At 72.6% G+C, this 23,187-nt stretch carries 19 protein-coding genes; 7 read left to right on the top strand and 12 right to left on the bottom strand.

Features of this window, described 5'->3' with window-relative positions:
- Positions 1-78 precede the first annotated feature (78 nt).
- Positions 79-1,506, bottom strand: coding sequence for a glutamate decarboxylase (locus tag ACZ4UB_RS02800; RefSeq protein ID WP_468067833.1), 1,428 nt, complete (start codon positions 1,504-1,506; stop codon positions 79-81).
- Positions 1,507-1,775: 269 nt separating this feature from the next.
- On the opposite strand from ACZ4UB_RS02800, the gene melC1 reads away from it, so the two are divergent.
- Complete coding sequence (gene melC1, locus ACZ4UB_RS02795) at positions 1,776-2,165, top strand: apotyrosinase chaperone MelC1 (protein ID WP_468067832.1); 390 nt, start codon at positions 1,776-1,778, stop codon at positions 2,163-2,165.
- The gene (gene melC2, locus ACZ4UB_RS02790; RefSeq protein ID WP_468067830.1) at positions 2,165-3,001 is read left to right on the top strand and encodes a tyrosinase MelC2; all 837 of its coding nucleotides are present in this window, start codon (positions 2,165-2,167) and stop codon (positions 2,999-3,001) included. The genes melC1 and melC2 overlap by 1 nt, the downstream gene beginning before the upstream one ends.
- Here melC2 and ACZ4UB_RS02785 read toward each other — a convergent pair.
- Positions 2,968-3,690, bottom strand: coding sequence for a response regulator (locus tag ACZ4UB_RS02785; protein WP_385779690.1), 723 nt, complete (start codon positions 3,688-3,690; stop codon positions 2,968-2,970). The genes melC2 and ACZ4UB_RS02785 overlap by 34 nt on opposite strands.
- Entirely contained in the window at positions 3,687-5,270 is a 1,584-nt protein-coding gene (locus tag ACZ4UB_RS02780) for a sensor histidine kinase (protein WP_468067827.1), read from the bottom strand. Before ACZ4UB_RS02780 ends, ACZ4UB_RS02785 begins: the two co-directional genes overlap by 4 nt.
- A gap of 105 nt (positions 5,271-5,375) precedes the next feature.
- Between ACZ4UB_RS02780 and ACZ4UB_RS02775 the strand changes: the two genes are divergently transcribed.
- Both ACZ4UB_RS02775 and ACZ4UB_RS02770 read left to right on the top strand, forming a co-directional pair.
- On the top strand, positions 5,376-6,758 hold the full coding sequence (locus ACZ4UB_RS02775; RefSeq protein WP_468067826.1) for a cation:dicarboxylate symporter family transporter: 1,383 nt from the start codon (positions 5,376-5,378) through the stop codon (positions 6,756-6,758).
- 277 nt (positions 6,759-7,035) lie between these two features.
- A complete protein-coding gene (locus ACZ4UB_RS02770) occupies positions 7,036-8,793 on the top strand; it encodes a S8 family peptidase (protein WP_468067825.1) in 1,758 nt (585 codons plus the stop codon).
- A 36-nt stretch (positions 8,794-8,829) separates the two neighbouring features.
- On the opposite strand, the gene ACZ4UB_RS02765 is transcribed toward ACZ4UB_RS02770, so the two are convergent.
- The 4 genes from ACZ4UB_RS02765 to ACZ4UB_RS02750 all read right to left on the bottom strand — a co-directional run bounded on the left by ACZ4UB_RS02765 (position 8,830) and on the right by ACZ4UB_RS02750 (position 13,481).
- The gene (locus ACZ4UB_RS02765) at positions 8,830-10,257 is read right to left on the bottom strand and encodes an alpha/beta hydrolase family protein (protein WP_468067824.1); all 1,428 of its coding nucleotides are present in this window, start codon (positions 10,255-10,257) and stop codon (positions 8,830-8,832) included.
- 102 nt (positions 10,258-10,359) lie between these two features.
- Entirely contained in the window at positions 10,360-11,034 is a 675-nt protein-coding gene (locus tag ACZ4UB_RS02760) for a (2Fe-2S)-binding protein (RefSeq protein WP_468067823.1), read from the bottom strand.
- A 62-nt stretch (positions 11,035-11,096) separates the two neighbouring features.
- A complete protein-coding gene (locus ACZ4UB_RS02755) occupies positions 11,097-12,158 on the bottom strand; it encodes an SIS domain-containing protein (RefSeq protein ID WP_468067822.1) in 1,062 nt (353 codons plus the stop codon).
- Between the two features lie 39 nt (positions 12,159-12,197).
- Complete coding sequence (locus ACZ4UB_RS02750) at positions 12,198-13,481, bottom strand: PTS transporter subunit EIIC (protein WP_468067821.1); 1,284 nt, start codon at positions 13,479-13,481, stop codon at positions 12,198-12,200.
- A 179-nt stretch (positions 13,482-13,660) separates the two neighbouring features.
- Here ACZ4UB_RS02750 and ACZ4UB_RS02745 point away from each other — a divergent pair, with 179 nt between their 5' ends.
- Positions 13,661-14,434: a GntR family transcriptional regulator gene (locus ACZ4UB_RS02745; RefSeq protein WP_468067820.1), complete on the top strand. Its 774-nt coding sequence runs from the start codon at positions 13,661-13,663 to the stop codon at positions 14,432-14,434.
- A gap of 93 nt (positions 14,435-14,527) precedes the next feature.
- Here ACZ4UB_RS02745 and ACZ4UB_RS02740 read toward each other — a convergent pair whose 3' ends face one another.
- A complete protein-coding gene (locus tag ACZ4UB_RS02740; RefSeq protein WP_468067819.1) occupies positions 14,528-15,772 on the bottom strand; it encodes an MFS transporter in 1,245 nt (414 codons plus the stop codon).
- Between the two features lie 336 nt (positions 15,773-16,108).
- Between ACZ4UB_RS02740 and ACZ4UB_RS02735 the strand changes: the two genes are divergently transcribed.
- On the top strand, positions 16,109-16,801 hold the full coding sequence (locus ACZ4UB_RS02735; protein ID WP_385779670.1) for a GNAT family N-acetyltransferase: 693 nt from the start codon (positions 16,109-16,111) through the stop codon (positions 16,799-16,801).
- Positions 16,802-16,852: 51 nt separating this feature from the next.
- Here the strand turns inward: ACZ4UB_RS02735 and ACZ4UB_RS02730 are convergent, their stop codons facing one another.
- The 3 genes from ACZ4UB_RS02730 to ACZ4UB_RS02720 are packed head-to-tail and all read right to left on the bottom strand — an operon-like array spanning position 16,853 to position 20,117.
- Complete coding sequence (locus ACZ4UB_RS02730; RefSeq protein WP_468067818.1) at positions 16,853-17,878, bottom strand: TolB family protein; 1,026 nt, start codon at positions 17,876-17,878, stop codon at positions 16,853-16,855.
- A gap of 29 nt (positions 17,879-17,907) precedes the next feature.
- The gene (locus ACZ4UB_RS02725; RefSeq protein ID WP_468067817.1) at positions 17,908-19,224 is read right to left on the bottom strand and encodes an MFS transporter; all 1,317 of its coding nucleotides are present in this window, start codon (positions 19,222-19,224) and stop codon (positions 17,908-17,910) included.
- A gap of 2 nt (positions 19,225-19,226) precedes the next feature.
- Entirely contained in the window at positions 19,227-20,117 is an 891-nt protein-coding gene (locus ACZ4UB_RS02720) for an alkaline phosphatase family protein (RefSeq protein ID WP_468067815.1), read from the bottom strand.
- A 258-nt stretch (positions 20,118-20,375) separates the two neighbouring features.
- On the opposite strand from ACZ4UB_RS02720, the gene ACZ4UB_RS02715 reads away from it, so the two are divergent.
- The gene (locus tag ACZ4UB_RS02715) at positions 20,376-21,695 is read left to right on the top strand and encodes an alpha/beta hydrolase (RefSeq protein ID WP_468067814.1); all 1,320 of its coding nucleotides are present in this window, start codon (positions 20,376-20,378) and stop codon (positions 21,693-21,695) included.
- Here ACZ4UB_RS02715 and ACZ4UB_RS02710 read toward each other — a convergent pair.
- Positions 21,673-23,157, bottom strand: a complete 1,485-nt coding sequence (locus tag ACZ4UB_RS02710) for a carboxylesterase/lipase family protein (RefSeq protein ID WP_468067813.1) — start codon at positions 23,155-23,157, stop codon at positions 21,673-21,675. The genes ACZ4UB_RS02715 and ACZ4UB_RS02710 overlap by 23 nt on opposite strands.
- Positions 23,158-23,187 lie beyond the last annotated feature (30 nt).

Raw genomic sequence — 23,187 nt, 5'->3', positions numbered from 1 at the left:
CGGTCCGTGCGCCACCCCCGCCGCCCGGGCAGCCCGCGCCGGGCGGCGGCCAAGTTCATCCGTGCGCCGGCGTCGCGGTCAGTGGTGGAAGCCCGGCTGCGGGTCGGACACGGGGGTCGGGGGCGCCTTCGTCAGGTGGTCCACGGCCCGGCGCAGGTCGTCGACCAGCAGGGCGATCTGATCGAGGGTCACCCCGTGCCGGATCAGGACGCGCTGGACGACGGTCTCGCCCCGGTCCGCGGGCAGCGGGTAGGAGGGCACCTGCCAGCCCCTCATCCGCAGCCGGTCGGAGAGGTCGTACAGGGTGAAGCCGCTCGCCACGGGGTCGATGAGGGTGTAGCAGACGGCGGGGAGGCCGCCCTGGCCGTCGTACAGGAGGGTGAAGGGGCCCATGCGCCGGACCTCCCGGGCCAGGTACGCCGCGGTGTCGGCGCAGGCCTGGTGCACGCGCCGGTATCCGCCCCGCCCCAGCCGCAGGAACAGGTAGTACTGGGCGATGATCTCACCGCCGGGGCGGGAGAAGTTCAGGGCGAAGGTCGGCATGTTGCCGCCGAGGTAGTCCACCGTGAAGACGAGTTCCTCGGGCAGCAGGTCGGCGGTGCGCCAGACGATCCAGCCGACGCCCAGGGGCGCGAGCCCGTACTTGTGGCCCGAGGTGTTGACGGAGGCCACCCGGGGGAGCCGGAAGTCCCAGACCACGTCGGGGTGCAGGAAGGGGGCGACGAAGCCGCCGCTGGCCGCGTCCACGTGGATCGGGACGTCCCAGCCGTGCTCGGCCTGGATCCGGTCGAGTTCGGCGGCGATGTCGGCGACCGGCTCGTAGTCGCAGGTGTAGGTGACGCCGAGGATCGCGACGACCCCGATGGTGTTCTCGTCGACGTGCGCGGCGAGCTGGTGGGGGCGCAGGCCGGTGGCACCGGGCTCCAGGGGGACCTGGCGCAGTTCCACGTCGAAGTACCGGGCGAACTTCTCCCAGCAGATCTGCACCGGACCGCAGACCAGGTTGGGGCGGTCGGCGGGCTTGCCCTCGGCCGTCCGGCGGGCCCGCCAGCGCCATTTGAGGGCGAGGCCGCCGAGCATCGCGGCCTCGCTGGAACCGGTGGTGGAGCAGCCGGTCGCGGCGCCGCCGGGCGGGGCGTGCCAGAGGTCGGCGAGGATGTTCACGCAGCGCGACTCGATCTCGGCGGTCTGCGGGTACTCGTCCTTGTCGATCATATTCTTGTCGATGCACTCGTCCATCAGGCGGCGGGCGCCGTCGTCGGACCAGGTGGTGCAGAAGGTGGCCAGGTTCTGGGCCGCGTTGCCGTCGAGGAGCAGTTCGTTGTGGAGCAGGGAGTAGACGACCTCGGTGGGCGAATGATCTTCCGGCATCCGGTACTTGGGCAGTACCTGGCCGCTGAGCGGGGACGCGAACACGTCCGTGGCGGCATCGGTGCCGATGTCGGGGCTCTCGCCCCGCGTGCGGTCGGCTGCGGTGCGGACGTCCTTCATCTCATGAAGTGCCATGTTTGGACTATAGGTCGCTATTGCCCGAGGCATGTCACCCTACGGCTTCCGGTCGAGTACGGCGTGTGACCGCTCGCATAGCCACCCCCCGCCACAGGAGATATTCCCGTCGAGTAGGCTCTTCGCAGGTGATCTTCCTGTTTGAGCCACTGGAGACGGTTTGGGCGGGAAGATCGCCGATCTTGTTTTCTGCGCAACATATCCTTAGATGTCCGGATCCAGGCCCGAAGTTTGGGCCCTCCGCGCCCCCGCTGAGCATCCTTCGTGGCATGAACCAGATCACCCGCCGCCGGGCCCTCGGGACCACCGCCGGCGCACTCAGTGTCCTCGGCATCGCCGCCACCGCGCACGCGGCCACCCTCCCCGCCACCGCGACCGTGCCCGCACCCCGCACGGGCGACGTCCTCGACGAGGTCTACCAGGGCCGCCGGATACGAATAACCCCCGCGCAGGGCGGGGGCCACCACGGGGGCCACCACTCCCCCGGCACCCCGACCGTCCGCATAGACGGCGCCGAACTGCACGTGATGCGCAACGCCGACACCACCTGGATCAGCGTCGTCAACCACTACGAGACCTTCGCCGACCTGCCCTCCCTCGCCCGCGCCGCCGTGCGCGAGCTCCAGGGCGCCGCCCTCGTCCCGATGGGCGGCATGTGATGACCGTGCGCAAGAACCAGGCGACCCTGACCGCCGCCGAGAAGCGCGCCTTCACCGCGGCGCTGGTGGAACTCAAGCGGACCGGCGCCTACGACCGGTTCGTCACCACGCACAACGGTTTCATCATGGCCGACACGGACAGCAGCGACCGGGTGGGCCACCGCTCCCCCTCCTTCCTGCCCTGGCACCGCCGTTTCCTCATCGAGTTCGAGACGGCGCTCCAGAGAATCGACCCGGCCGTGGCCCTGCCGTACTGGGACTGGACGGCCGACCGCACGTCCCGCTCCTCCTTGTGGGCGGCCGACTTCCTCGGCGGCACCGGCCGGGCGCGCGACGGCCAGGTCATGGACGGGCCCTTCGCCTACGCCGCCGGGAAGTGGCCGGTGAACGTCCGCGTCGACGGCCGCTCCTACCTGCGCCGCGCGCTCGGCACCGGGGTCGCCGAACTGCCGACGAAGGCCGAGGTCGACTCCGTCCTCGCCATGGCCGTCTACGACGCGGCCCCCTGGAACAGCGCCTCCAACGGCTTCCGCAACAACCTGGAGGGCTGGCGCGGCGTCAACCTGCACAACCGCGTGCACGTCTGGGTGGGCGGCCAGATGGGTACGGGCGTCTCGCCCAACGACCCGGTGTTCTGGATGCACCACGCCTACGTCGACAAGCTCTGGGCCGAGTGGCAGGCCAAGCACCCGCAGTCGCCGTACCTGCCCGCCGCGGGCACCCCGGACGTGGTGGACCTGCACGACACGATGCGGCCGTGGAACGACGTGACCCCGGCGGACATGCTCGACCACCGCAAGTTCTACACCTTCGACACCGAGCCCGCCTCGGTCTGATCGCCGGCGGCCAGCCAGCGGTAGTGCAGCTCGGGGCGGCCGACCTGGCCGTACCGGGGCGCGCGGGCGGCCCGACCGGTGTCCACCAGGTGCTCCAGGTAGCGCCGGGCGGTGATCCGGGAGGTGCCCGCCGCCCCGGCGGCCCCCGCCGCCGTGAGCCCCTCGGGGGCCGCCCGCAGCAGGGCGGCCAAGCGGTCCAGGGTGGGGGCGCTCAGCCCCTTGGGCAGCTCGGCGGGGCGGGGCGGCCGGAGCGTCGCGAGCGCCCGGTCCACGTCGTCCTGGCCCGCCGCCTCCCCGGCGGCGGCGCGGAACTCGGCGTAGCGCAGCAGTCGTTCGCGCAGCGTCGGGAAGGCGAAGGGCTTGAGCACGTACTGCACGACGCCCACCGAGACGCTCTCGCGGACCACCGCCAGGTCACGCGCCGAGGTCACCACGATCACGTCCACCGGATGCCCGGCGGCGCGCAGCCCGCGGGCGAAGCGGAGCCCGTTGCCGTCGGGCAGGCCGAGATCGAGGAGCAGCAGGTCGACCGGGGTCCGCTCCAGGGCCCGGGTCGCCTCGGCGAGGGAGTGCACCGCGGCGACGGCGGTGAAGCCGGGGACCCGGCCGACGTAGAGCGCGTGCGCGGCGGCAGCGACGGGGTCGTCCTCGACCACCAGCACCCGCACCGGCGACGCCCCGCCGCTCATGCCCGCGCCCCGGCGGCGAGCGGCAGCCGTACGGTGAACTCCGCGCCCCCGCCCGGCGCTTCGGCGGCGCTCACGCTCCCGCCGTGCCGGTGCGCGGCCTGGCGCACCAGCGCGAGGCCGAGCCCGCGCCCCGCCCCCTTGCCGGACCAGCCGCGCAGGAAGACGTCCGCCCCGGCGGGCAGCCCGGGCCCGTTGTCGGCCACCCGCAGCAGCAGCTCCCCGCCGCCGGGACGCACCGTCACCCGGACCCGCCCGCCAGGGGTGCCCGTGAGCGCGTCCACCGCGTTGTCGATGAGGTTGCCCAGCACCGTGACCAGGTCGCGGGCCGGGGGCGCGGCGTCCGCCGCGGTGAGCGGCCCGCTGTCGGGGGTGACCACGAGCTCCACCCCGCGTTCGTGCGCCTGGGCCGCCTTGCCCAGCAACAGGGCGATCAGGACGGGCTCGCCGACGGCGGTGACCACCTCGTCGGTGAGCGCCTGGGCCAGCTCCAGTTCGGCGGTCGCGAAGTCCACCGCCTCCTGCGCGCGGCCGAGTTCGATCAGGGACACCACGGTGTGCAGCCGGTTGGCCGCCTCGTGGGCCTGCGAGCGCAACGCCTCGGTGAAGCCCCGCTCGTGGTCCAACTCCCCCGTCAAGGACTGGAGTTCGGTGTGGTCGCGCAGGGTGACGACGGTGCCGTACCGGCCGCCGCCCGCCACCGGTGAACTGTTGACGACCAGGACCCGGTCGGCGCTCAGGTGCACCTCGTCCACCCGGGGGCGGTCGGCGAGCAGCGCGCCGGTGAGCGGCGCCGGCAGGCCCAGCTCGGCCACGCCACGGCCCCGCACCTCCCCGCTCAGCCCGAGCAGTTCACGACCCGCGTCGTTGATGAGGGTGACCCTGCGCTGCCCGTCGAGCATCAGCAGGCCCTCCCGGACGGCGTGCAGGACCGCCTGGTGGTAGTCGTGCATCCGGCTCAGTTCGGCCGCGTTCATCCCGTGCGTGTGCCGGCGCAGCCGGGCGTTGACCACGTACGTTCCCGCGCCGCCCAGCGCCAGGGCGGCCGCCGCGACCCAGGCGAGCGCGGCCAGCTGCCCGCCGAGCCGGTCGCTGATGGCGCGGACCGTGATGCCGGAGCTGACCAGGGCGGTCACCCGGCCGTCGTCGACGACCGGGGTGACCACCCGGATCGAGGGGCCGAGGGTGCCGGTGTAGGTCTCGCTGAAGGTCTCGCCGCGCAGGGCGCGGGCGGTGTTGCCGAGGAAGCGCTCGCCGATCCGGTGCGGGTCGGGATGGGTCCAGCGGCGCCCGTCGGGAGCCATGATCGTCACGAAGTCCACGCCCGTGTCGGTCCGCACCCGCTCCGCGTAGGGCTGGAGCGCGGCGGAGGGGTCGGGGCCGTGGACCGCCTCCCGCACGGAGGGCGAGTCCGCCACGGCGCGGGCGGCGGCGCCCGCCTGGCGTTCGGCCGCCTCCTCGGCCTGGCGGCGCGCGGTGGCGTACGCGAAGACCGCGCAGCCGGCGACGACCAGAGCGACCAGCACCACCTGCATGGCGAAGAGCTGGCCCGCGAGGCTGCGGGGACGGGGGAAACGGAACATGGCGCTCAGTGTGCACCCGGCCGTGAACTCAATGAACGCAAGGGTGACCGGGGTCACAGGGTGGGCCATGGTCGGCGCGGGACGTATTCATCTTCAGGAGGCGACGTGGCCGCCAGGCGCGACAGAACCCACTATCTCTACATCGCGGTGATCGTCGCGGTGCTGCTCGGCATCGTGACGGGTCTGGCCGCGCCCGACACGGCCGTCGAGCTGAAGCCCCTCGGGACGGGCTTCGTGAATCTGATCAAGATGATGATCTCGCCGGTGATCTTCTGCACGATCGTGCTGGGCATCGGTTCGGTGCGCAAGGCCGCCAAGGTGGGCGCGGTGGGCGGGCTCGCGCTCGGCTACTTCATGGTGATGTCCACGGTCGCGCTGGGCATCGGGCTGCTCGTGGGCAACCTGCTGGAGCCGGGCAGCGGGCTGCACCTGACCGAGGCCGTGCGCGGCGCGGGCGAGGCCCAGGCGAAGGCGGGCGGGGCGCAGAGCACCGCGGACTTCCTGCTGGGGATCATCCCCAAGACGATGGTGTCGGCCTTCACCGGGGGCGAGGTGCTCCAGACCCTCCTGGTGGCGCTGCTGTGCGGCTTCGCGCTCCAGGCCCTGGGAACGGCGGGCGAACCGGTGCTGCGCGGGATCGGGCACCTGCAGAAGCTGGTCTTCCGGGTGCTCGCGATGATCATGTGGGCGGCGCCGGTGGGCGCCTTCGGGGCGATGGCGGCGGTGGTCGGCGCAACCGGCGTCGACGCGCTGAAGTCCCTCGCGGTCATCATGATCGGCTTCTACACGACCTGCCTGCTCTTCGTCCTCGTGGTGCTCGGGACGCTCCTGCGGGTGTGCACGGGCGTCAGCGTCTTCGCGCTGCTGCGCTACCTGGGCCGCGAGTTCCTGCTGATCCTGTCCACCTCCTCCTCCGAGTCGGCGCTGCCGCGACTGATCGCGAAGATGGAGCACCTGGGCGTGTCCCGGCCGGTGGTCGGGATCACGGTGCCGACGGGGTACTCCTTCAACCTCGACGGCACCGCGATCTACCTGACGATGTCCTCGCTCTTCATCGCCGAGGCGATGGGCAAGCCCCTGGCGCTCGGTGAGCAGATCTCGCTGCTGCTGTTCATGATCATCGCCTCCAAGGGTGCCGCCGGGGTGACCGGCGCGGGCCTCGCCACCCTCGCGGGCGGCCTCCAGTCGCACCGGCCCGAACTGGTCGACGGCGTCGGCCTGATCGTGGGCATCGACCGCTTCATGAGCGAGGCGCGGGCGCTGACGAACTTCGCGGGCAACGCGGTGGCGACCGTGCTGATCGGGACCTGGACCAAGGAGTTCGACCGGGACCGGGCCACCGAAGTCCTGGCGGGGCGCCTGCCCTTCGACGAGGCGAGCCTGACCGACGGCGAGCACGCCGAGGGGGCGGACCACGCGCGCGACGACGCGGCGTCCACCCCGGTACCCGGCCAGCCGGCCGTGGGCAAAGACGGCGTACCGGTATAGAGCGGCGCCTCCCGGTACGCGCGTCGGACCGGCCGGGCAGGGCTCTCCCCCCACGGTGCCCAGCCCGGCCGGTACCGACACCCCTGGCTATAGGCGATTTTCAGCCAACCATCCGATAACCGGCGTGCGGTAAAAGGTACTTCCATATAGGGGCACGCTTCTGACATCTTGCGTCCACCACTCGTTTCGTACGGCCCGGTAGGTACCACCAGCATCACCGGGCCCATCGGAGGACGCATTGATACCCCACATATCCAGCCGACCTCGACGTACCCTCGTGCTGGCCGCCGCTCTCGGCGCCGCACTGACCTTCGGGGCACCCGCCGCGCTCGCCGGCACCGCCCCCGTGGCACCGTCCGGGGCCCCCGCCCCGGCTCCCCGGGCCGCGGCCCCGGCTTCCCAGAGTGCGACCTGGGCTGCCGGAACCCGTGCCTACCTCGTGATCACCGCTCCCGGTGACAGCTCCGCCGTCCGCTCGGCCGTCACGGCCAACGGCGGCACGGTGTTCTCGAACTTCGACGCCATCGGCGTGATCGTCGCCCACTCGGCCTCCGCATCCTTCGCTTCCACGATGCGCGGGGTCAGCGGGGTCCAGCAGGTCGGCGCCACCCGCACCTCGGACGTTCCGGCCGATGCCTACAACCCGGCGCTGCCCGCCAACCCGGCGCAGTCCACGACCCCCGCGGGCGAGCCGGTCCGCGCGGACATGAGCCAGATCAAGGCGGACCAGGCCTGGGCCGTCACCACCGGTTCGTCCTCCGTGAAGGTCGGCATCCTGGACACCGGTGTGGACGACCAGCACCAGGACCTGGCCCCGAACTTCAACGCGGCCGACTCGGTCTCCTGCGCCTACGGCAAGCCGGACACCCGCGCCGGCGCCTGGCGCGACGTGGACACCCACGGCACGCACGTCGCGGGCACCATCGCCGCCGCCAAGAACGGCAAGGGCGTCATCGGCGTGGCCCCGAGCGTGAAGATCTCCGCGGTCCGGGTCGCCGAGCCGGGCAACTCGTTCTTCTTCGCCGAGAACACCATCTGCGGTTTCGTCTGGGCGGGTGACCACGGCTTCAAGGTCACCAACAACAGCTACTACACGGACCCGTGGCAGTTCAACTGCCCGGACAACATCGACCAGGCCGCCATCATCGAGGGCGTCAAGCGCGCCCAGGAGTACGCGGAGGGCAAGGGTTCGCTCCAGGTCGCCGCGGCGGGCAACGAGAACTACGACCTCGCCCACAAGACCACGGACTCGGCGAGCCCGAACGACTCGACGCCGACCACCCGGACCATCACCAACGCCTGCCTCGACATCCCGACCGAGCTTCCGGGCGTGGTCACCGTCGCGGCGAACGGCACCGGCACCACGAAGGCCTCGTTCTCCAACTTCGGCGCGGGCGTCATCGACGTCGCGGCCCCGGGCAGCGACGTCTACTCCACCCTCCCGGGCGGCAAGTACGGCACCAAGAGCGGTACCTCGATGGCCACTCCGCACGTCGTGGGCGTGGCCGCGCTCCTCGCGAGCGCCAACCCCGGCATCACCCCGGCGCAGCTGCGCGACAAGCTGGCCACCCAGGCCAACGACATCGCCTGCCCGTCGGACAGCCGGTGCACCGGGACCACCGCCAACAACGCGTTCTTCGGCGAGGGCCAGGTCGACGCCCTGAAGGCGGTGGGCGGCTCCACCCCGCCGGCCGGCAAGTACTTCGAGAACACCGCCGACTTCGCGATCAACGACAACGCGACCGTGGAGAGCCCGATCACCGTCAGCGGGGTGACCGGCAACGCGCCCGCCACCCTCAAGGTGGGCGTGGACATCAAGCACACCTACATCGGTGACCTGAAGGTCGACCTCGTCGCACCCGACGGCAGCGTCTACACCCTGTCCAACCGGGCCGGCGGCGGCACGGACAACATCGTCCAGACCTTCACCGTCAACGCCTCCTCGGAGGTCGCGAACGGCGTCTGGAAGCTCCGTGTGAACGACAACGCCAACTCCGACATCGGCAAGATCGACGCCTGGAACCTCACCTTCTAGGGTGCCGGGCGGCGGCGTGACGGGCACGCCCGTGCGCTAGCGCCGCAGGATGTCGGCGAGCCAGTCGAAGACGACATCGCAGTGCTGTTGCGGGGCCATCGGGGAGCAGTGCAACTGCGCCCCGGTGGCCCCGGTCAGCTTCACGTACTCGCGCCGGGCCCGCAGCAGGTCGTACATCTGCCGGGGCTGCCCCGGGTAGAACTGCTCGCCCTCGTAGTCCAGGACCAGGGTCGGCGTCTTGATCCTCGGCACCAGGGCGGTGACGTCCAGGCCGATCGCCCGCTGGGCCGGGGTCCACAGGTCCTTGAACACCCGGCCGGCCCTGGCCTCGCGCAGCGCCTCCCGGGAGAAGATCTCGAACCGCTTCTTGACCAGGTAGGCCAGTTGCGGGGAGAGGTCCGGGACCACCTGCTCGTTCCAGTTCCGGTTCGTCTCCTCCTTGTCCGCGGTGACCACGTCCCGCAGCGTCTTGTCGAAGGCGAGCCAGGGGCTGACGCAGCCCGGCATGCAGACCAGGGCCGCCAGGCGGTGCTCGAAGGCCGCCGCGCGGGCCACCAGGTTGCCGCCCATGCTCATGCCGGTCAGCGCGATCCGACCGCTGTCCACGTCCTTGCGGCGGTCCAGCCAGTCGATGAGCGGGGCGACCACCCCTTCCCAGCGGGTGGTGAAGGGCATCTCCTCGACGAACAGCAGCCGGCCCTGGCCGGGGCCGTCGTAGACCAGCGCGTTCCACCCCCGGTCGAGGGCCGCGGACACGCCGTAGGTCCACATGTCGACGTTCTGGCCGTCGCTGCCGTTGGTGAGGATGACCGTCGGACGCGGCCGCTCCGGGCCCTCGGGGCGGAAGAACCACACCGGCAGGTGGGTCTTCTCGTACGGGACCCGCGCGCGCTCGGCGGCCGGCGAGCACAGCGAGGCGAAGGTGTCCCAGGCCGCCGCTCCGGCCAGGTACACCGCCTTCTCGTCGGCCGGTTTCGCGGTGCCCAGGACGTAGAAGAGGCTCTGGGCGAAGTACTGCGAGGCCCGCAGCGCCCGGAAGCGGCGGGTCTGGGAGGGCGGTTCGTGGCCGTGACGCCCGGCGGGCGGGGGCGCGGCGAGCTTCTCGCCCCAGCCGCGGAAGGTGTCGCTGAAGGTCTGCTCGGACGCCCCGGCGGCGTTCACCGAGTTGACGGCGGTCAGCACCTCGCCGACCTCGGAGGCCCGCATCCCCGCGGCGCCGAGGGCGAACAGGGCGGCGAAGTTGAAGCCGGGGTCGGTGAAAAGCGTCATGGCACCGGGCGCCGCGTCCGGCCGCGCGGCGGCGCCCACCGCGGCGGCCCGGGCCGGGGCCGCGGCCACGGCGCCGCCGGCGGCGAGCGCCCCGGCCCCCGCGGCGATCCCGGCCAGCGCCGCGCGGCGGGAGAGGGCGGACGGGGGCAGCGGCGCGGGTGGCGGCTGGTGCGGGGTGGTACGACGGTGCGTCATGCCCGGGACGGTAGGAGGCCGCTACGGCGGGTCGCCCGGCGCCACACCCGCCACTGCTCCGAACGGACCTGCCCGGCGGACCGCCACCGCCCGCCGGACGCCCTACCGGGTCCGCAGCACACAGTCCCCGCACAGGCCGCCGCCCGGTGCCTTGTAGTAGAGGCAGCAGCTGCGCCGTACGAAGGCCACCCCGAGCCCCTCCTCGTGCACGAAGGTGCCGGTGGCGCCCAGCGGTCCGTCATCGGCCAGCAGCGCCGCGGTCAGGGCGACCGCGTCACCTCCCGGGATCCGGTCGAGCAGCACCCGCAGGCTGCCGACCAGCCCGGAGGCGGCGTTCCCGCGCAGCACCCGCGGCGACAGCGCGTACCGGGCGCGCAGCCCCGCCTCCAGCACGGCGAGGTTCCCGAGCACCGTGGCCCCGAGTTGATCCCCGGGCAGGTCCACCGGTCCGGGCAGCCACAGCTCCAGCGACCCCGCGTCCGGCAGTCGCCACCACACCCGGTCGGGAGCCAGGTCCGGCACCCGCCCGGAGAGTGCGGCGCAGCCGAGCCCGAGGGACCACAGGCGGGAGGCGATGCCGAACTGCGCGGTGGAGGCGGCCACCCGGCCCGGGCCGGTGCCCATGCGCCGGCCCATCTCGCCGACGTACTCCGCGAGCCGGTCGCCGTACAGCTCGCTCAGCGGACGAAAGCCCGGCCCGGGCGGCTGCCCCGCGCACGGCACGGTGAAGAAGGGCCCCACCGGGGCCAGTCGCCGCAGTACGTCCTCCAGGTCCATGGCCCGATGATCTCAGGCGGCGACCGGCGCCCGGGGGCGGGGTCCGCCCCCGGGCCGAGGGCTCAGCCCGCCGGGGTGTGGGCGGCCACCTCGAAGTCGGACATGTCCAGTCCGCCTTCCTTGGTGTCGTCGTTGGCGAAGACGAAGGACTCGATCGGCACGCCGCGTTCGTCGCTGAGCTGGGCCACCAGTTCCTGCAGGACCACGGTCTCCAGGACCACCCGGACCGCGTCCGCGCACCGCGGCAGCCGGACGACGGCCAAGTGGTCCGCCGCCTCGATCTCGGCGGTGGTGATCAACAGGGTCAGGTGACCGGCGTCGGAGAGCGAGCGGGCCAGCTCGATCTCGCGCCCGTCGCCGAAGACGAGGTGGAGGGTGTTGCCCGCCGACTCCATCTCGCCGTGCAGGTAGTTGCGCGTCGCCGAGGCGGCCGCGGTCATCCGCACCACCTCGCGCAGCAGCAGCGCGCCCTCCTCGGCGGACGCCCGGGAGGCTCCCGCGGCCACCCCGTCGGAGGCGATGCAGCGGGCTCCGCGCTCGCGCAGACCGGCGATGACCCCCGTGGCCTGCTCGTGGACCGCAGTGGTCTGCTCGGCGATCCGCCCCCAGGGGTCCTCGGTCGCGGGCCGCCCGGCGATGGCTCCCGCGATCAGGTCGAGGGCGACGACGGTTCCGGTGTAGCCGATGGTCGAGGCGTAGGAGTCGGGCTCGTTGCCGAGGTCCACGGTGAGGTCGGCGAGGTCGCCCAGCGGGGACGGCACCACATTGAGCACAGCGGTCCTCGTGATGCCGGGGGCGGCGCGCTGGAAGGCGGCGAGGGTCTCGGAGCTGCGGCCGCCCTGGGAGACGGCGATCAGAGCGTCGGTGTCGAAGCCGGTGGTGCCGGTCTCGATCTCGCTGGAGAGCACGCGCTGGGTGACCACCCCGGCCGTGCGCAACTGCTGGACCGGGACGGCGAGGGCCGCGTACGAGGCGCCGATCCCGGTGAAGAGCGGGCGGCGCGCGGCGCGCAGGGGAGCCAGCGCGGGGTCGGCGAGCTGGGCGCGGACGCGCTCGGCGACGCGTGCGAGCGCGGCGCCCTGGTCGGCCTGGCCCTGGAGGAAGGTGATACGGGATCCGGACATGGTGTGTCTCCGCTTCTCGTCGTGGTGTCGTACGGCCGGTCAGGCGTCGGTCTTGGCAGGGGCGGCCTGCCCGGGCACTTCCCCGGCGGGTGCGGCGTCCGCTTCCGGATCCCGTTCCCGGCCCGGGGTGGGCAGGTCGAACCTGACGATGGCCCAGCGGAAGAGCACGTAGTAGACCGCTGCGAAGCACAATCCGATCGGGATGATCATCCACGGCTTGGTGGCGATGCCGTAGTTGACGACGTAGTCGATGGCGCCGGAGGAGAAACCGAAGCCGTCGCGGATGCCGAGGGCGTAGCACAGGGCCATCGAGACGCCGAAGAGCACGGCGTGGACCGCGTAGAGCAGCGGCGCGACGAACATGAAGCTGAACTCGATGGGCTCGGTGACTCCGGTGATGAAGGAGGTCAGGGCCACCGAGATCATCATGCCCTTGATCATGGTGCGGTTCTCGGGGCGGGCGGTGTGCGCGATGGCGAGCGCCGCGGCCGGGAGGGCGAACATGTAGATCGCGAAGCCGCCGGTCATGAACTGGCCCGCGCTCGGGTCGCCGGCGAGGAAGCGGGCGATGTCGCCGTGGACCACGGCGCCGGTGTCGGGGTTGGTGAAGGAGCCCGCCTCGAACCAGGGGAAGAACGAGAAGAAGTGGTGCATCCCGATCGGGATGAGGGCGCGGACGACCACGCCGAAGATGCCGGCCCCCATCGCCCCGGTGCCCACCAGCCACTCGCCGAAGTGGTGGAACCAGCCGCCGACCGCGGGCCATAGGAAGCCGAAGACCACGCCGAGCCCGACGCCCGCGAAGGCGCTGAGGATCGGGACCAGGCGGCGGCCGCCGAAGAAGCCGAGCCATTCGGGCAGCTTGGTGCGGCTGAAGCGCTGGTAGAGGTGGGCGACGACGAGGCCCATCAGGATCCCGCCGATGACCTTGGCGTCGAGCGGTTCGCCGTCGACGCCCTTGGGGAAGGCGGGGCTGGCGAGGACGGCCTTGAAGACGAGGTAGCCCACCACCGCGGCCAGGCCGGTCGAGCCGTCGGCCTTCTTCGCGAAGCCGATGGCCACGCCCACGGCGAAGAGCAGCGGCAGGTTCGCGAGGACCGTGTCGCCGCCGGCCGCCAGCACCATGCCGAGCTTCCGCACGAGGACCGGGAGCCCGTCGCTGCCGAGCAGGTCCTCCTTGCCGAGCCGGGTCATCAGGGCTGCGGCCGGGAGGGTCGCCACGGGCAGCATCAGGCTGCGGCCGATGCGCTGCATCACCGGCATGACCCTGCCTGCGGCCTGTGGCTTCTTCCCGGTGGCGGCCGGGGCGGTGGCCGTACTCATGGCGGTACTCCTCGTCGAGCGGGGGGGGTGGGGACGACTCCGAAGGTAATCAGTGGTTTTAAATTGGTCAACAGTGGTCTGCTCTGGTCTCTTCATAAAGGACCCGGTCGGGTCGAAGGTCCCCACCCCACCAGGCCAGATGGGTCCACCAAGTGGTAGCAAGTGGTATGGTTTCGCCCATGACCCATGACGACGTCACGACGGCTGCGACCGCTCCCGGCGCCGCCCACGGAGCCGACCCCCTGTGGTCCCGGGCCGCGGACCGCATCCGGGAGGAGATCGCCCGCCGCGGGCTGACCGCGGGCAGCAAGCTGCCGCCCGAGCGCGAGCTGTGCACCCGGCTGGACATCTCACGGGTCACCCTGCGCCGTGCCCTGCAACACCTGGTGGAACAGGACCTGGTCACCTCCTCGCACGGACGCGGCTGGTTCGTGGCCGCCCAGCAGCCGCCCACGCCCGCCCGCGAGTGGCCCAAGGACCTGGAGTCCTTCACCGCCACCGCCCGCCGCAAGCACATGCGCCCGAGTTCACTCGTGCTGCGCCACGACACCGTCACCGCCTCGCTCGACGACGCGGACCGGCTCGACGTGCCCGCGGGCACCCCGCTGATGCGTCTGGAGCGGGTCCGGCTGCTCAACGACGTACGGATCGCCCTCGACCGCACCCTGCTGGTCGCCGACCTCGCACCCGACCTGACCCGGACCGATTTCCGCGGCGCCTCCCTCTTCGAGGAGCTGCGCCGCTGGGGCGTCGAGCCCGAGCGGGCGGAAGCGACCATCGAGGCGCGCACCGCGGACGCGGGGCTCGCCGGGCACCTGGGCATCGCCGAGGGCGCGCCCGTACTCGTCCTCGACCAGACGGTGTACGCGCGGGACCAGCGGCCGCTCCTGCTGTCCACGGTGGAGTACAGCGGGGACCGCTACCGGCTGCGCACGACCCTCCAGACAGACTGACACGCGGGCACGGGTCCGGTGGCCGGCATCGGTCCCCCGACCCGGCGACCAAAGGCCCGACCCGCGACCGCGGGCGCCGGTGCGAGCGGGGCCTCAGCCCGCCCGTACGACGGCCCGCGCGCCCGCGTCGGCCCGCCCGGCCCCGGCCTCGGCCCAGCGCACGGCCGGGCCCATCGCCCAGGAGGCCGCCAGCAGCACGGCGGCCAACAGCAGCCAGCCCGGGATCCCCCAGAGCAGCAGCAGCGAGGTCAGCAGCAGCGGCCCCAGGGTGCGCGCCACCGGTACCCCCGTACCGAAGAAGCCCTGGTACTGCCCGATCCGCTCGGGCGGCGCCAGCGAGAAGCTGATCTGCCAGGACCCGGCGGACTGGCGCATCTCCGCGTGCACCTGGAGCACGGCGCCGAGCACGAGCAGGGCGGCGGCCGGCCAGGCACCGGAGGGCAGCGCCGAGAGCGCGAAGGCCACGCAGGAGGCGGCCATCACCAGGCCCGAGTTGCGCACCGCGGCCCGCGCGCTGCCCAGACCGTCCACCGGGCGGGCCATCCGGACCTGGAAGAGCATCACGGCCACCGTGTTCAGCACGAACAGCGCCGACACCAGCCAGCCCGGGGCGTGCGTGCGCTCCACGATCCACAGCGGGATGGCCAGGCTCAGCAGCGGCATCCGCAGCAGCAGGATCGCGTTCAGCAGCGTGACCAGGGTGTAGGGACGGTCGCGGAGCACCGCCAGGCGCGGCTCGCCGGCGCCCCGCTTGGGCAGCGGGGCCACCGCCGGCAGCCGCAGCAGCACCCCGGCGCAGACCAGGAAGCTCGCCGCGTCCAGCACGAAGACCAGCCGGTAGGCCTGCGCGGTGTCCGCGCTGAGCGCGAGCCCGCCGATGGCCGCGCCCAGGGCCAGCCCGCCGTTCAGCATCGACTGGAGGTGGGCCAGCACCGCGGTGCGCTCCCCCGGGGCCACCAGCCCGGCGAGCAGGGCCTGCCGGGCCGCGGCGAGCCCGCACTGGGCGGTGGCGTACACGCAGGCGGCCAGCAGGAACGGCCAGAACGAGGAGATCAGCAGGAACGAGGCGACCGCGGCGGCGGTCGCCAGGGCGAGCAGGACCGAGGTGCCCCGGGGGCCCCGCCGGTCGGCGAGGGCGCCGATGGGCACCCCGGCCACGGACCCGATGGCCCAGGCGACGGTGAGACCGAGGCCGATCTGGGCGGGCGACAGACCGACCACTCGGGTGAAGTAGAGCGCCGAACACACGTAGTAGGCACCGTCACCGACGGAATTGCTCAGCTGGGCGGCGGCCAGGCGGCGCGGCGCGCCCGGCGGCGGCAGGATCCGTATCCTCATCCGACCATTTGAACAGGCTTTCCGCCTGCGTGGAGGGTGCATCTGACCGTAGGCCCGGTGGGCCGCTTGCCCACGCCAACAGCTCCGCCGGTTTGGGGTGGAACGGGCGTCTTCCGGGGCGCGGACCGGGCCCTTCGGGGCCTCTTGCCGGGCCGGTGGAAAACAGTGTCGCGCCGTTGCCAAAAGGGGGGTTCATATGGGGACTTCTAGGAGCTACATTGAGCCACTCGCGTTCACCTGACAGCCCGTTGCCTTTCACTCGCGTTTTGCGCGGGGGGTGACGTCAGAAGCGCAGACTGTGCCACCACCCCACCGCCTAGAAGGACCGAAGGCTCCGTGCCCGTACCCGTACTCCTCGCCGGCCGCACCGTGCGGCTCGAGCCCCTCGCCCCCCACCACACCGAGGCCCTGGCCCTGGCCGGGGCCGAGGATCGTACGACTTACGCCTTCACCCCCGTGCCCCACGGGCTGCAGGCGTCCCACGAGTACATCGACCGTGCCCTCGCCGATCAGGCGGCGGGTCGATCGCTCCCCTTCGCGGTGGTCAGAGCCACCGACGGACGGGTGGTCGGATCGACCCGGTTCCTGGAACTCGACTACTGGCAGGGGCCCCTGGTGTGGCCCGCCGTGCCGGGAGTCCCGTACGGCGACCCGGCCACGTCGATCCCCGATGCCGCGGAGATCGGGAACACCTGGCTCTCGCCGGGTGCCCAGGGAACCGGCATCAACACCGAGGCGAAGCTGCTCATGCTCCGCCATGCCTTCGAGACCTGGGGGGTCCGCCGGATCTCGCTGCGCGCCGATGCCCGCAACACCCGCTCCCGCGCGGCCATGGAGCGGCTCGGGCTGACCTGTGAGGGGGTCCGCCGGGCCCATTCGCGGGGGCTGGACGGAGCCGTGCGCAGCACCGCCTTCTACTCGGTGCTCGACGAGGAGTGGCCGGCCGTGCGCTCCGTCATCGAGCTGCGGATCTCGGGCCGGCGGCCGCGCCGGTCCCGGCGCCCCGCCGGATCCCTGATCCCGGCGTAGACCGGCACGGGGCTCTCCGCCTCGGCCCTCGCCCCGGCCTCTCGGCTGTGCTCAGCCGAGGAAGGCCGGGGCGAGGGCCGAGGGCATGAACCGGACGGGCGCGCCGCTGCCGTCGGCGGGTACGGAGTACAGGTCGGAGCCGAAGTCTCCGGGCAGGGAGTAGGCCACCGTGTGGTCGTCGGTCCACACGGCCTGGTCGTCGACGCTGCGGGCCTCGGCGAGCGGGGTCTCGACCCCGGAGGCGAGGTCGAGGACGTGGAGCCGCCAGGGCGCGTCGGCGGGGGCTCCCGACACGCGCTTCTTGAAGACGATCCGGGTGCCGTCGGGCGACAGCGAGGGGCACTCCACGTTCTCGCGGACCGTGGTGAGGGTGCGCCCGGCGAGGTCGCCGTGGACCAGGTAGGTCTTGCCGCCCGTGGCGAGGGTCGCGTAGAAGGTCCGCTCGTCGGCCGCGAAGGTCACGCCCCAGAAGTTCACGTCGGCCGCCCGGTAGGGGTGTCCGTCCTTGCTGACGGCGAAGTCCTCCAGGGAGGCGTCGTACGTCCCGGTGCGGGTGTCGAGCAGCGAGGTCCGGGTGGAGAAGTCGGTCCCGGCGTACGAGTCCCCGCCGACGAAGACGGTCCAGGCCACCAGGTGCCCCCCGGGCGAGACCCGGGCGCGGGTCGGTATCCCGGCCAGCGGGTGGCTGGAGACCTCCTTGAGGTGGGCGTCGAGCACCACCGCCCGGTAGCTGTCCTGGACCCCGCCCTTGACGGAGCGCAGGCAGACCCCGGTGCCCGCGGCGGCGTAGAAGCGCAGGCAGGAGACCCCCGAGGCGGTGCGCTCGCCGTCCGGCCGGTCGGCGGGGACGCTGGCCAGCTCGTCGCGGTGCGGCCCCCAGGCCATGTTGCGGAAGACGATCCGCCGCCCGCCGTCGGGGGCCAGCGAGAGCGGTCCCGGGGTGATCCGGGGCCCGCCCGCCTGTTCCTGGTTCCTCTCGTCGGCGCGGGAGGAGGCCCGCACGACGGCGACGATCCCCACGCCCGCGAGGACGAGCACGGCGGTGAGCAGGATCAGGATCCGGCGCTGGAGGGTCATGGGTGGGGGGCCTTTCGGGTGGGGACGCGTCAGCGGGTGGCCGTGGCGGCGGCGGGTTCGGCGTCGTCGGGGCGCAGGCGGGCGCAGACGACGGTGGCGGTGGCGAGCAGGACGGCGGCGACGAGCAGCGCGGGCCGGGCGCCCCAGGCGGTCCAGGCCGCGCCGAAGGCGAGGGAGCAGACGAAGCGGGCCAGAGCCTGGCCGGTCTGGACGAGGGCCAGGCCGGCGCCGCGGTGCTCCTCGGGGACGGTGTCGGCGGCCGCGGCCATCAGCACGCCGTCGGTGGCGGCGTAGAAGGCGCCGTGCAGGAGCAGGACGGCGTAGGGCAGGGCGGGCTGTTCGGCCCCGGTCAGCAGGAGTCCGTAGGCCAGGAGCAGGGCCAGGTGTCCACCGAGGAAGACGCGGCGGCGGCCGATCCGGTCGGCGAGCCGGCCCAGCGGCAGGGCGAGCAGGAAGAACGCGGCGGCGGTGCCCAGCGGCAGCAGCGCGAACCAGCGGTCGGCGATGCCGGTGGTGCGCTGGAGCAGCAGGAAGACGAAGGCGTCGCTGACCGTGCACAGGCCCAGCAGCAGCGCGCAGAGGCTGATCCGGCGCAGTGCGGGTCGGCGCAGCAGGTACAGGGAGGCGCGCAGCCGGGGCCGCTCGCCCGCGCCCTTCGCCGGGGCGGCGTCGGCTGCGGCGCCGGGCCCGGCCGTGGTGCGGCCCGGCACGAACAGCACCAGGACGAGGACGCCGAGGGCGGCCACGCAGGAGCTGACGGTGAAGACGGCGTCGTAGCCGTCGGCGGCACTCCGCAGGATCACGAAGGCGAGGACCGGTCCGATCAACGCGCCCGCGGTGTCCATGGCCCGGTGCGCGCCGAAGGACCGGCCGCGGTCCTCGGGGGTGCTGGCCAGCGAGATCAGCGCGTCGCGCGGGGCGGTGCGCAGGCCCTTGCCGGTGCGGTCGAGCGCGAGCACCGCGCCGATGGCGGGGAGGGTGTGCGCGAGCAGCAGCAGCGGCTTGCAGAGCGCGGAGAGGCCGTAGCCGAGTCCGGCGAGCAGTTTGTGGCGGCCCCAGCGGTCGCCGAGGTGGCCGCCGGTGAGCCGGACGAGGGCGCTGACCCCGTTGTAGAGGCCGTCGAGCAGGCCGAAGCCGAGCGGGGAGAGACCGAGTCCGGCGACGAGGTAGAGCGGCAGGACGGCCGTGACCATCTCGGAGGAGACGTCGGTGATCAGGCTGACCGTGCCGAGGGCGAGGACCGTGGGGGCGAGCGCGGCGCGCCGCCCCGGGCGGATGCCCGGGGCGACGGCCGGTTCGGTGGTCACGGCGGGCGCGGGGGTACCGCGGCTGTCCGCAACGTACATCGTCAGCTCGCCCAGATCCCCGTGATGTCATGGGCGGAGGCGGCGTTCCCCGCGTGGGTGGTCAGGCCCGCCAGGCCCTCCAGGGTGCGCAGCACGTCGTAGTGGTTGTACGTGGTGGCGGAGGAGGAACCGGGGGTCACGGGCTGGCCGTAGAGCACCGTCGGGATCTTGTTGCCGGCGAGCCGGTTGTCCTCGTCGAAGGTGACGACGAGGAGGCTGTTGTGGGTCTTGGCCCAGTCCGCGTAGGCCTTGAGGTTGGTCTTGAGCCAGGTGTCCCCGGTGCCGACCGAGCAGTCGTGCATGTCGCTGCACAGGTTCGGGACGACGAAGGAGACCTTGGGCAGGGTGGTGAAGTCCGTCGGGAACTGGGCCATCGTCTTGGCCGTGCTCGTCGGGACGTTGGAGAAGCCGAACCAGGGGTTGTGCTTGCGGGCGTACTTGCCGCTGCTACAGGTGGTGGAGCCCTGGCTGGGCAGGGTCTCGTTGTAGCTGCCCCAGGTCTTGCCCGCGGCTATCAGCTCGGAGGCCAGGTTGGGCGCGGAGCTGAAGCCGGGGGTGTAGCAGCTGTCGTCGGTGATGCCCTGGTTGGAGCCCGAGAAGAGCTGCATGTAGTTGGGCTGGCTCGGGTGGGTGACGCCGAACGACTGGGTGAGGTTGGCACCGCCCGTCTTGAGCGAGTTGATGTAGGGGGCGCTGGAGCTGCCGATGACCTGGTTGTAGGCGTGGTTCTCGAACACCACGACGACGACGTGGTCGGGGGCGGGCAGCGAGGCCGCGTGCGCGGGCTGGGCCGCGCCGAGCGAGGTCCACAGGGCGGCGAAGGCGGCGGTGAGGCCGATCGCGGACGCGAGGGCGGTGGTGCGGCGGGGCCGTGACAGGGGCAGGCCGAACACGGGATGTACCTCCGGCTGAGGTGGGGGTCTGGGGGCGGCGCGGACGCACCATACCGACGGGCATGTGCAGGGGCCAGAGACCGTGGGCCAACGGAAAAAGAACGCGCGCTGCACGCTGGGGGCCGGGTAAGGAAGTGCTCTAGGTGAGATCAAGAAAGTGAAAAATTAGGAACCTGAGGGCTCTGTCGTTCATCCTTCGAACGGAAGAAGACCATTCCCGCCACGCGCGGGGCCCATAACAGCCGGAGAGCTCCGCACATGTCGTATTCGCCCGACGGGCAGTACCAGCCGTACCAGCCGTACCCGCCCGAGGGCCAGCGACCCGACGGGCCCTACCAGCAGGCACAGCAGACCCAGCCGCTGCCGCGCCAGCAGTACCCGCGCCAGGACCAGTACGGCCAGGGCCAGCAGCAGGGCCCGTACCAGGGTCAGCAGCAGGCGCCGCGCCAGGACCGCCACCAGGGCGTGGCGCCCGGCGAACTGTGCCCGACCTGCGGGCACGTGGCCCCGGACGCCGAGCCCGAGCGCCGACCGTCGCGGGTCAAGCGCTGGGTGATCGCCGGTGGCACGGTGCTCGCGCTCGCGGGCATCGCGGCGGCCGCGATGACGTACTTCGAGATACCGCCGTTCACGGACAAGGGCAGCGCGGTCTCCTTCGGGGACACCCCGGGCGCGGGCAAGGGCGGCGACGCGCCGCAGGCGGCCAACTCCAAGGCCCTGATGCCCACGGGCCCCAAGGCCGACTTCGCGAACTCGATGACCCTGCCGGACGGCACCCACGTGGCCGTCACCACCATCACGGGCAAGAAGTCCGGCTTCAAGGGCAAGGTCTGGGTCTGGGCTCCGAAGGAGTACAACGACCCGAAGTTCGCCAAGAGCGGCTTCCCCGTGATGATCGCCCTGCCGGGCGGCGCCGGATTCCCGAACAACTACTGGATGGGCACCGACCTCGGCCTCCAGAAGAGCATCAGCAAGTGGTACGAGGAGGGCAAGGGCAAGCCCTTCATCCTCGCCATGCCCGTGCTGAACCCGGCACCCGACGACAACGGCACCTACTGGGACGGATCCGACATTCCGGGTCAGCCCAAGATGGGCACCTGGCTCACCGACGACGTCCCGGACCTGATGCGGGAGAACTTCCGCACCATCAAGTCGCGCGACGGCTGGGCCTTCATGGGCTCCTCCACCGGTGGCTTCGCGGGCCTCAAGGCCGTGCTGAAGTACCCGGAGAAGTTCAAGGCCGTGATCGCCTCCGGTCCGGACATCGTTCCGGACTCGGTGCTCTGGAAGGGGCACGATCAGGAGAAGGCCGCGAACAACCCGGAACTCCTCGCCAAGGAACTCATCAACAAGAAGGGCCCGGACGTCTACCTGGCCTTCCAGGTGGGTGACAACGAGAGCAACAAGAAGACCTTGCCGGACGTGCAGAAGTTCATCGCGACCTACACCAAGGGTCCGATCCACACGAGCCTGCGCGTCATCCCGGGCGGCCAGCACAACGCCAAGACCTACGTGCCGAACATGGGCGAGGGCCCGATCCAGTACATCAGCAAGGTCATGGAAGGACCAGTGGAGTAGCGACCTCCGGCCGCCCCGCCCCCGCGTCCCCTTCCGCGCCCTCACCCTCGCGCTCCGGCCCGCCGAACGTCCTCGGCGGGCCGTTGCCGTCCCAGGGCTCCCAGCCCGGGCTGCCGGTGACCGCGAAGCGCACCCAGGCCGCGTGCATCTCGTCGGCCAGGGCCTGCGGCGCGTCCGGGCCGGCCAGCCACGTGCTCTCGGGCACGGCGAGGGTGTCGAAGACGAAGCCCAGCTCCAGGGCGTGGCAGGCGCCGAGCCCCGGCAGGCCGGACGGCCAGGCGAACTCGTACAGGTAGCTGGGCGCCTCCCGGCGGGCCCCGGCCAGGCGCCGCAGCGGATCGCGCAGCAGCTGGTCCGTGAGCAGCCGGCCCACCAGGTCGGCCGGACTCACCCCGGGCAGGTTCTCCCGCAGCTCCCGCACCGCGAGCCGGTCCTTGCCGCTGCGGTGCCGGGCCAGCGCCACCGCCAGCGGGCCCAGCTGGTCGAAGAGCCGCATCGCCCCGCTGGGGGCCAGCCACAGCCGGTGCTCCTGCGCGGTCCAGCCCACCAGCAGGGGTATCCCCCGGGCCGCGCGGCCGTCCGCGACGGCGTCGAGCGGGGCCTCGGGCAGCGTGTCGGGGTCGGTGACCAGGAGGAAGGCGGGGCCGCCCAGCAGTGGTCCGGAGCGGCGCAGTACGGCTGCCTGGGCGGCGAGCAGGGCGTCCGGCTCCACCGCGGTGAAGGCCTCGGCGGTGGCGGGCACCTTGAGCAGGGAGGCCATCCGGCGGACCATCGGGCGGACCCGCTCGCGGGGGTAGACCTCGGGGGCGCCGCTCTGCAGCACCGCCTGCGCGAAGAGCCCCTCGGCCCGGGGCGCGGCGAGCAGGGCCCCGACGCTGATCGCCCCCGCCGATTCGCCGAAGACGGTCACCCGGTGCGGGTCCCCGCCGAAGGCCCCGATGTTGTCCCGCACCCATTCCAGGGCGGCGATCTGGTCCAGCAGCCCGCGGTTGGCGGGGGCGTCGGGGAAGAGCCCGTAGCCGAGGACGCCGAGCCGGTAGTTGGCCGAGACCAGGACCACGCCGTCGCGGGCGAAGGCGGAGCCGTCGTAGACGGGCACGGCGGCGGAACCCCGGGTCAGGGCGCCGCCGTGGAACCACACCATGACGGGCAGCCGGTCGCCGGGGCCCGCCCCGGGCGTCCAGACGTTGAGGTTCAGGCAGTCCTCGCCCGGGACGTCGGGATCCGGGAGCAGCGCGGCGAAGCGCCGCGGGTAGGGGACCTTGGGCGCGGTCGGCCCGTAGGCACCCGCGTCGCGCACGCCGTCCCACACGTCCGGGGGCGCGGGCGCGGCGAACCGCAGGGCGCCGACGGGCGCGGCCGCGTAGGGGATGCCCTTGAAGGCGAAGACGCGGCCCTCTGCCCGGCCTTCGACCACTCCGTGCCTGGTCGTGGCCCTGGGGCGGGCTCCCGCTGCGCTCATCTCGTCCTCCTGTGTCCGCTCCTGGGCGCA

Source organism: Streptomyces sp. NPDC028419 (assembly GCF_055565515.1).
Note: the sequence above shows the minus strand (reverse complement) of the source record. Positions and strands in the feature narration are given on the sequence as shown.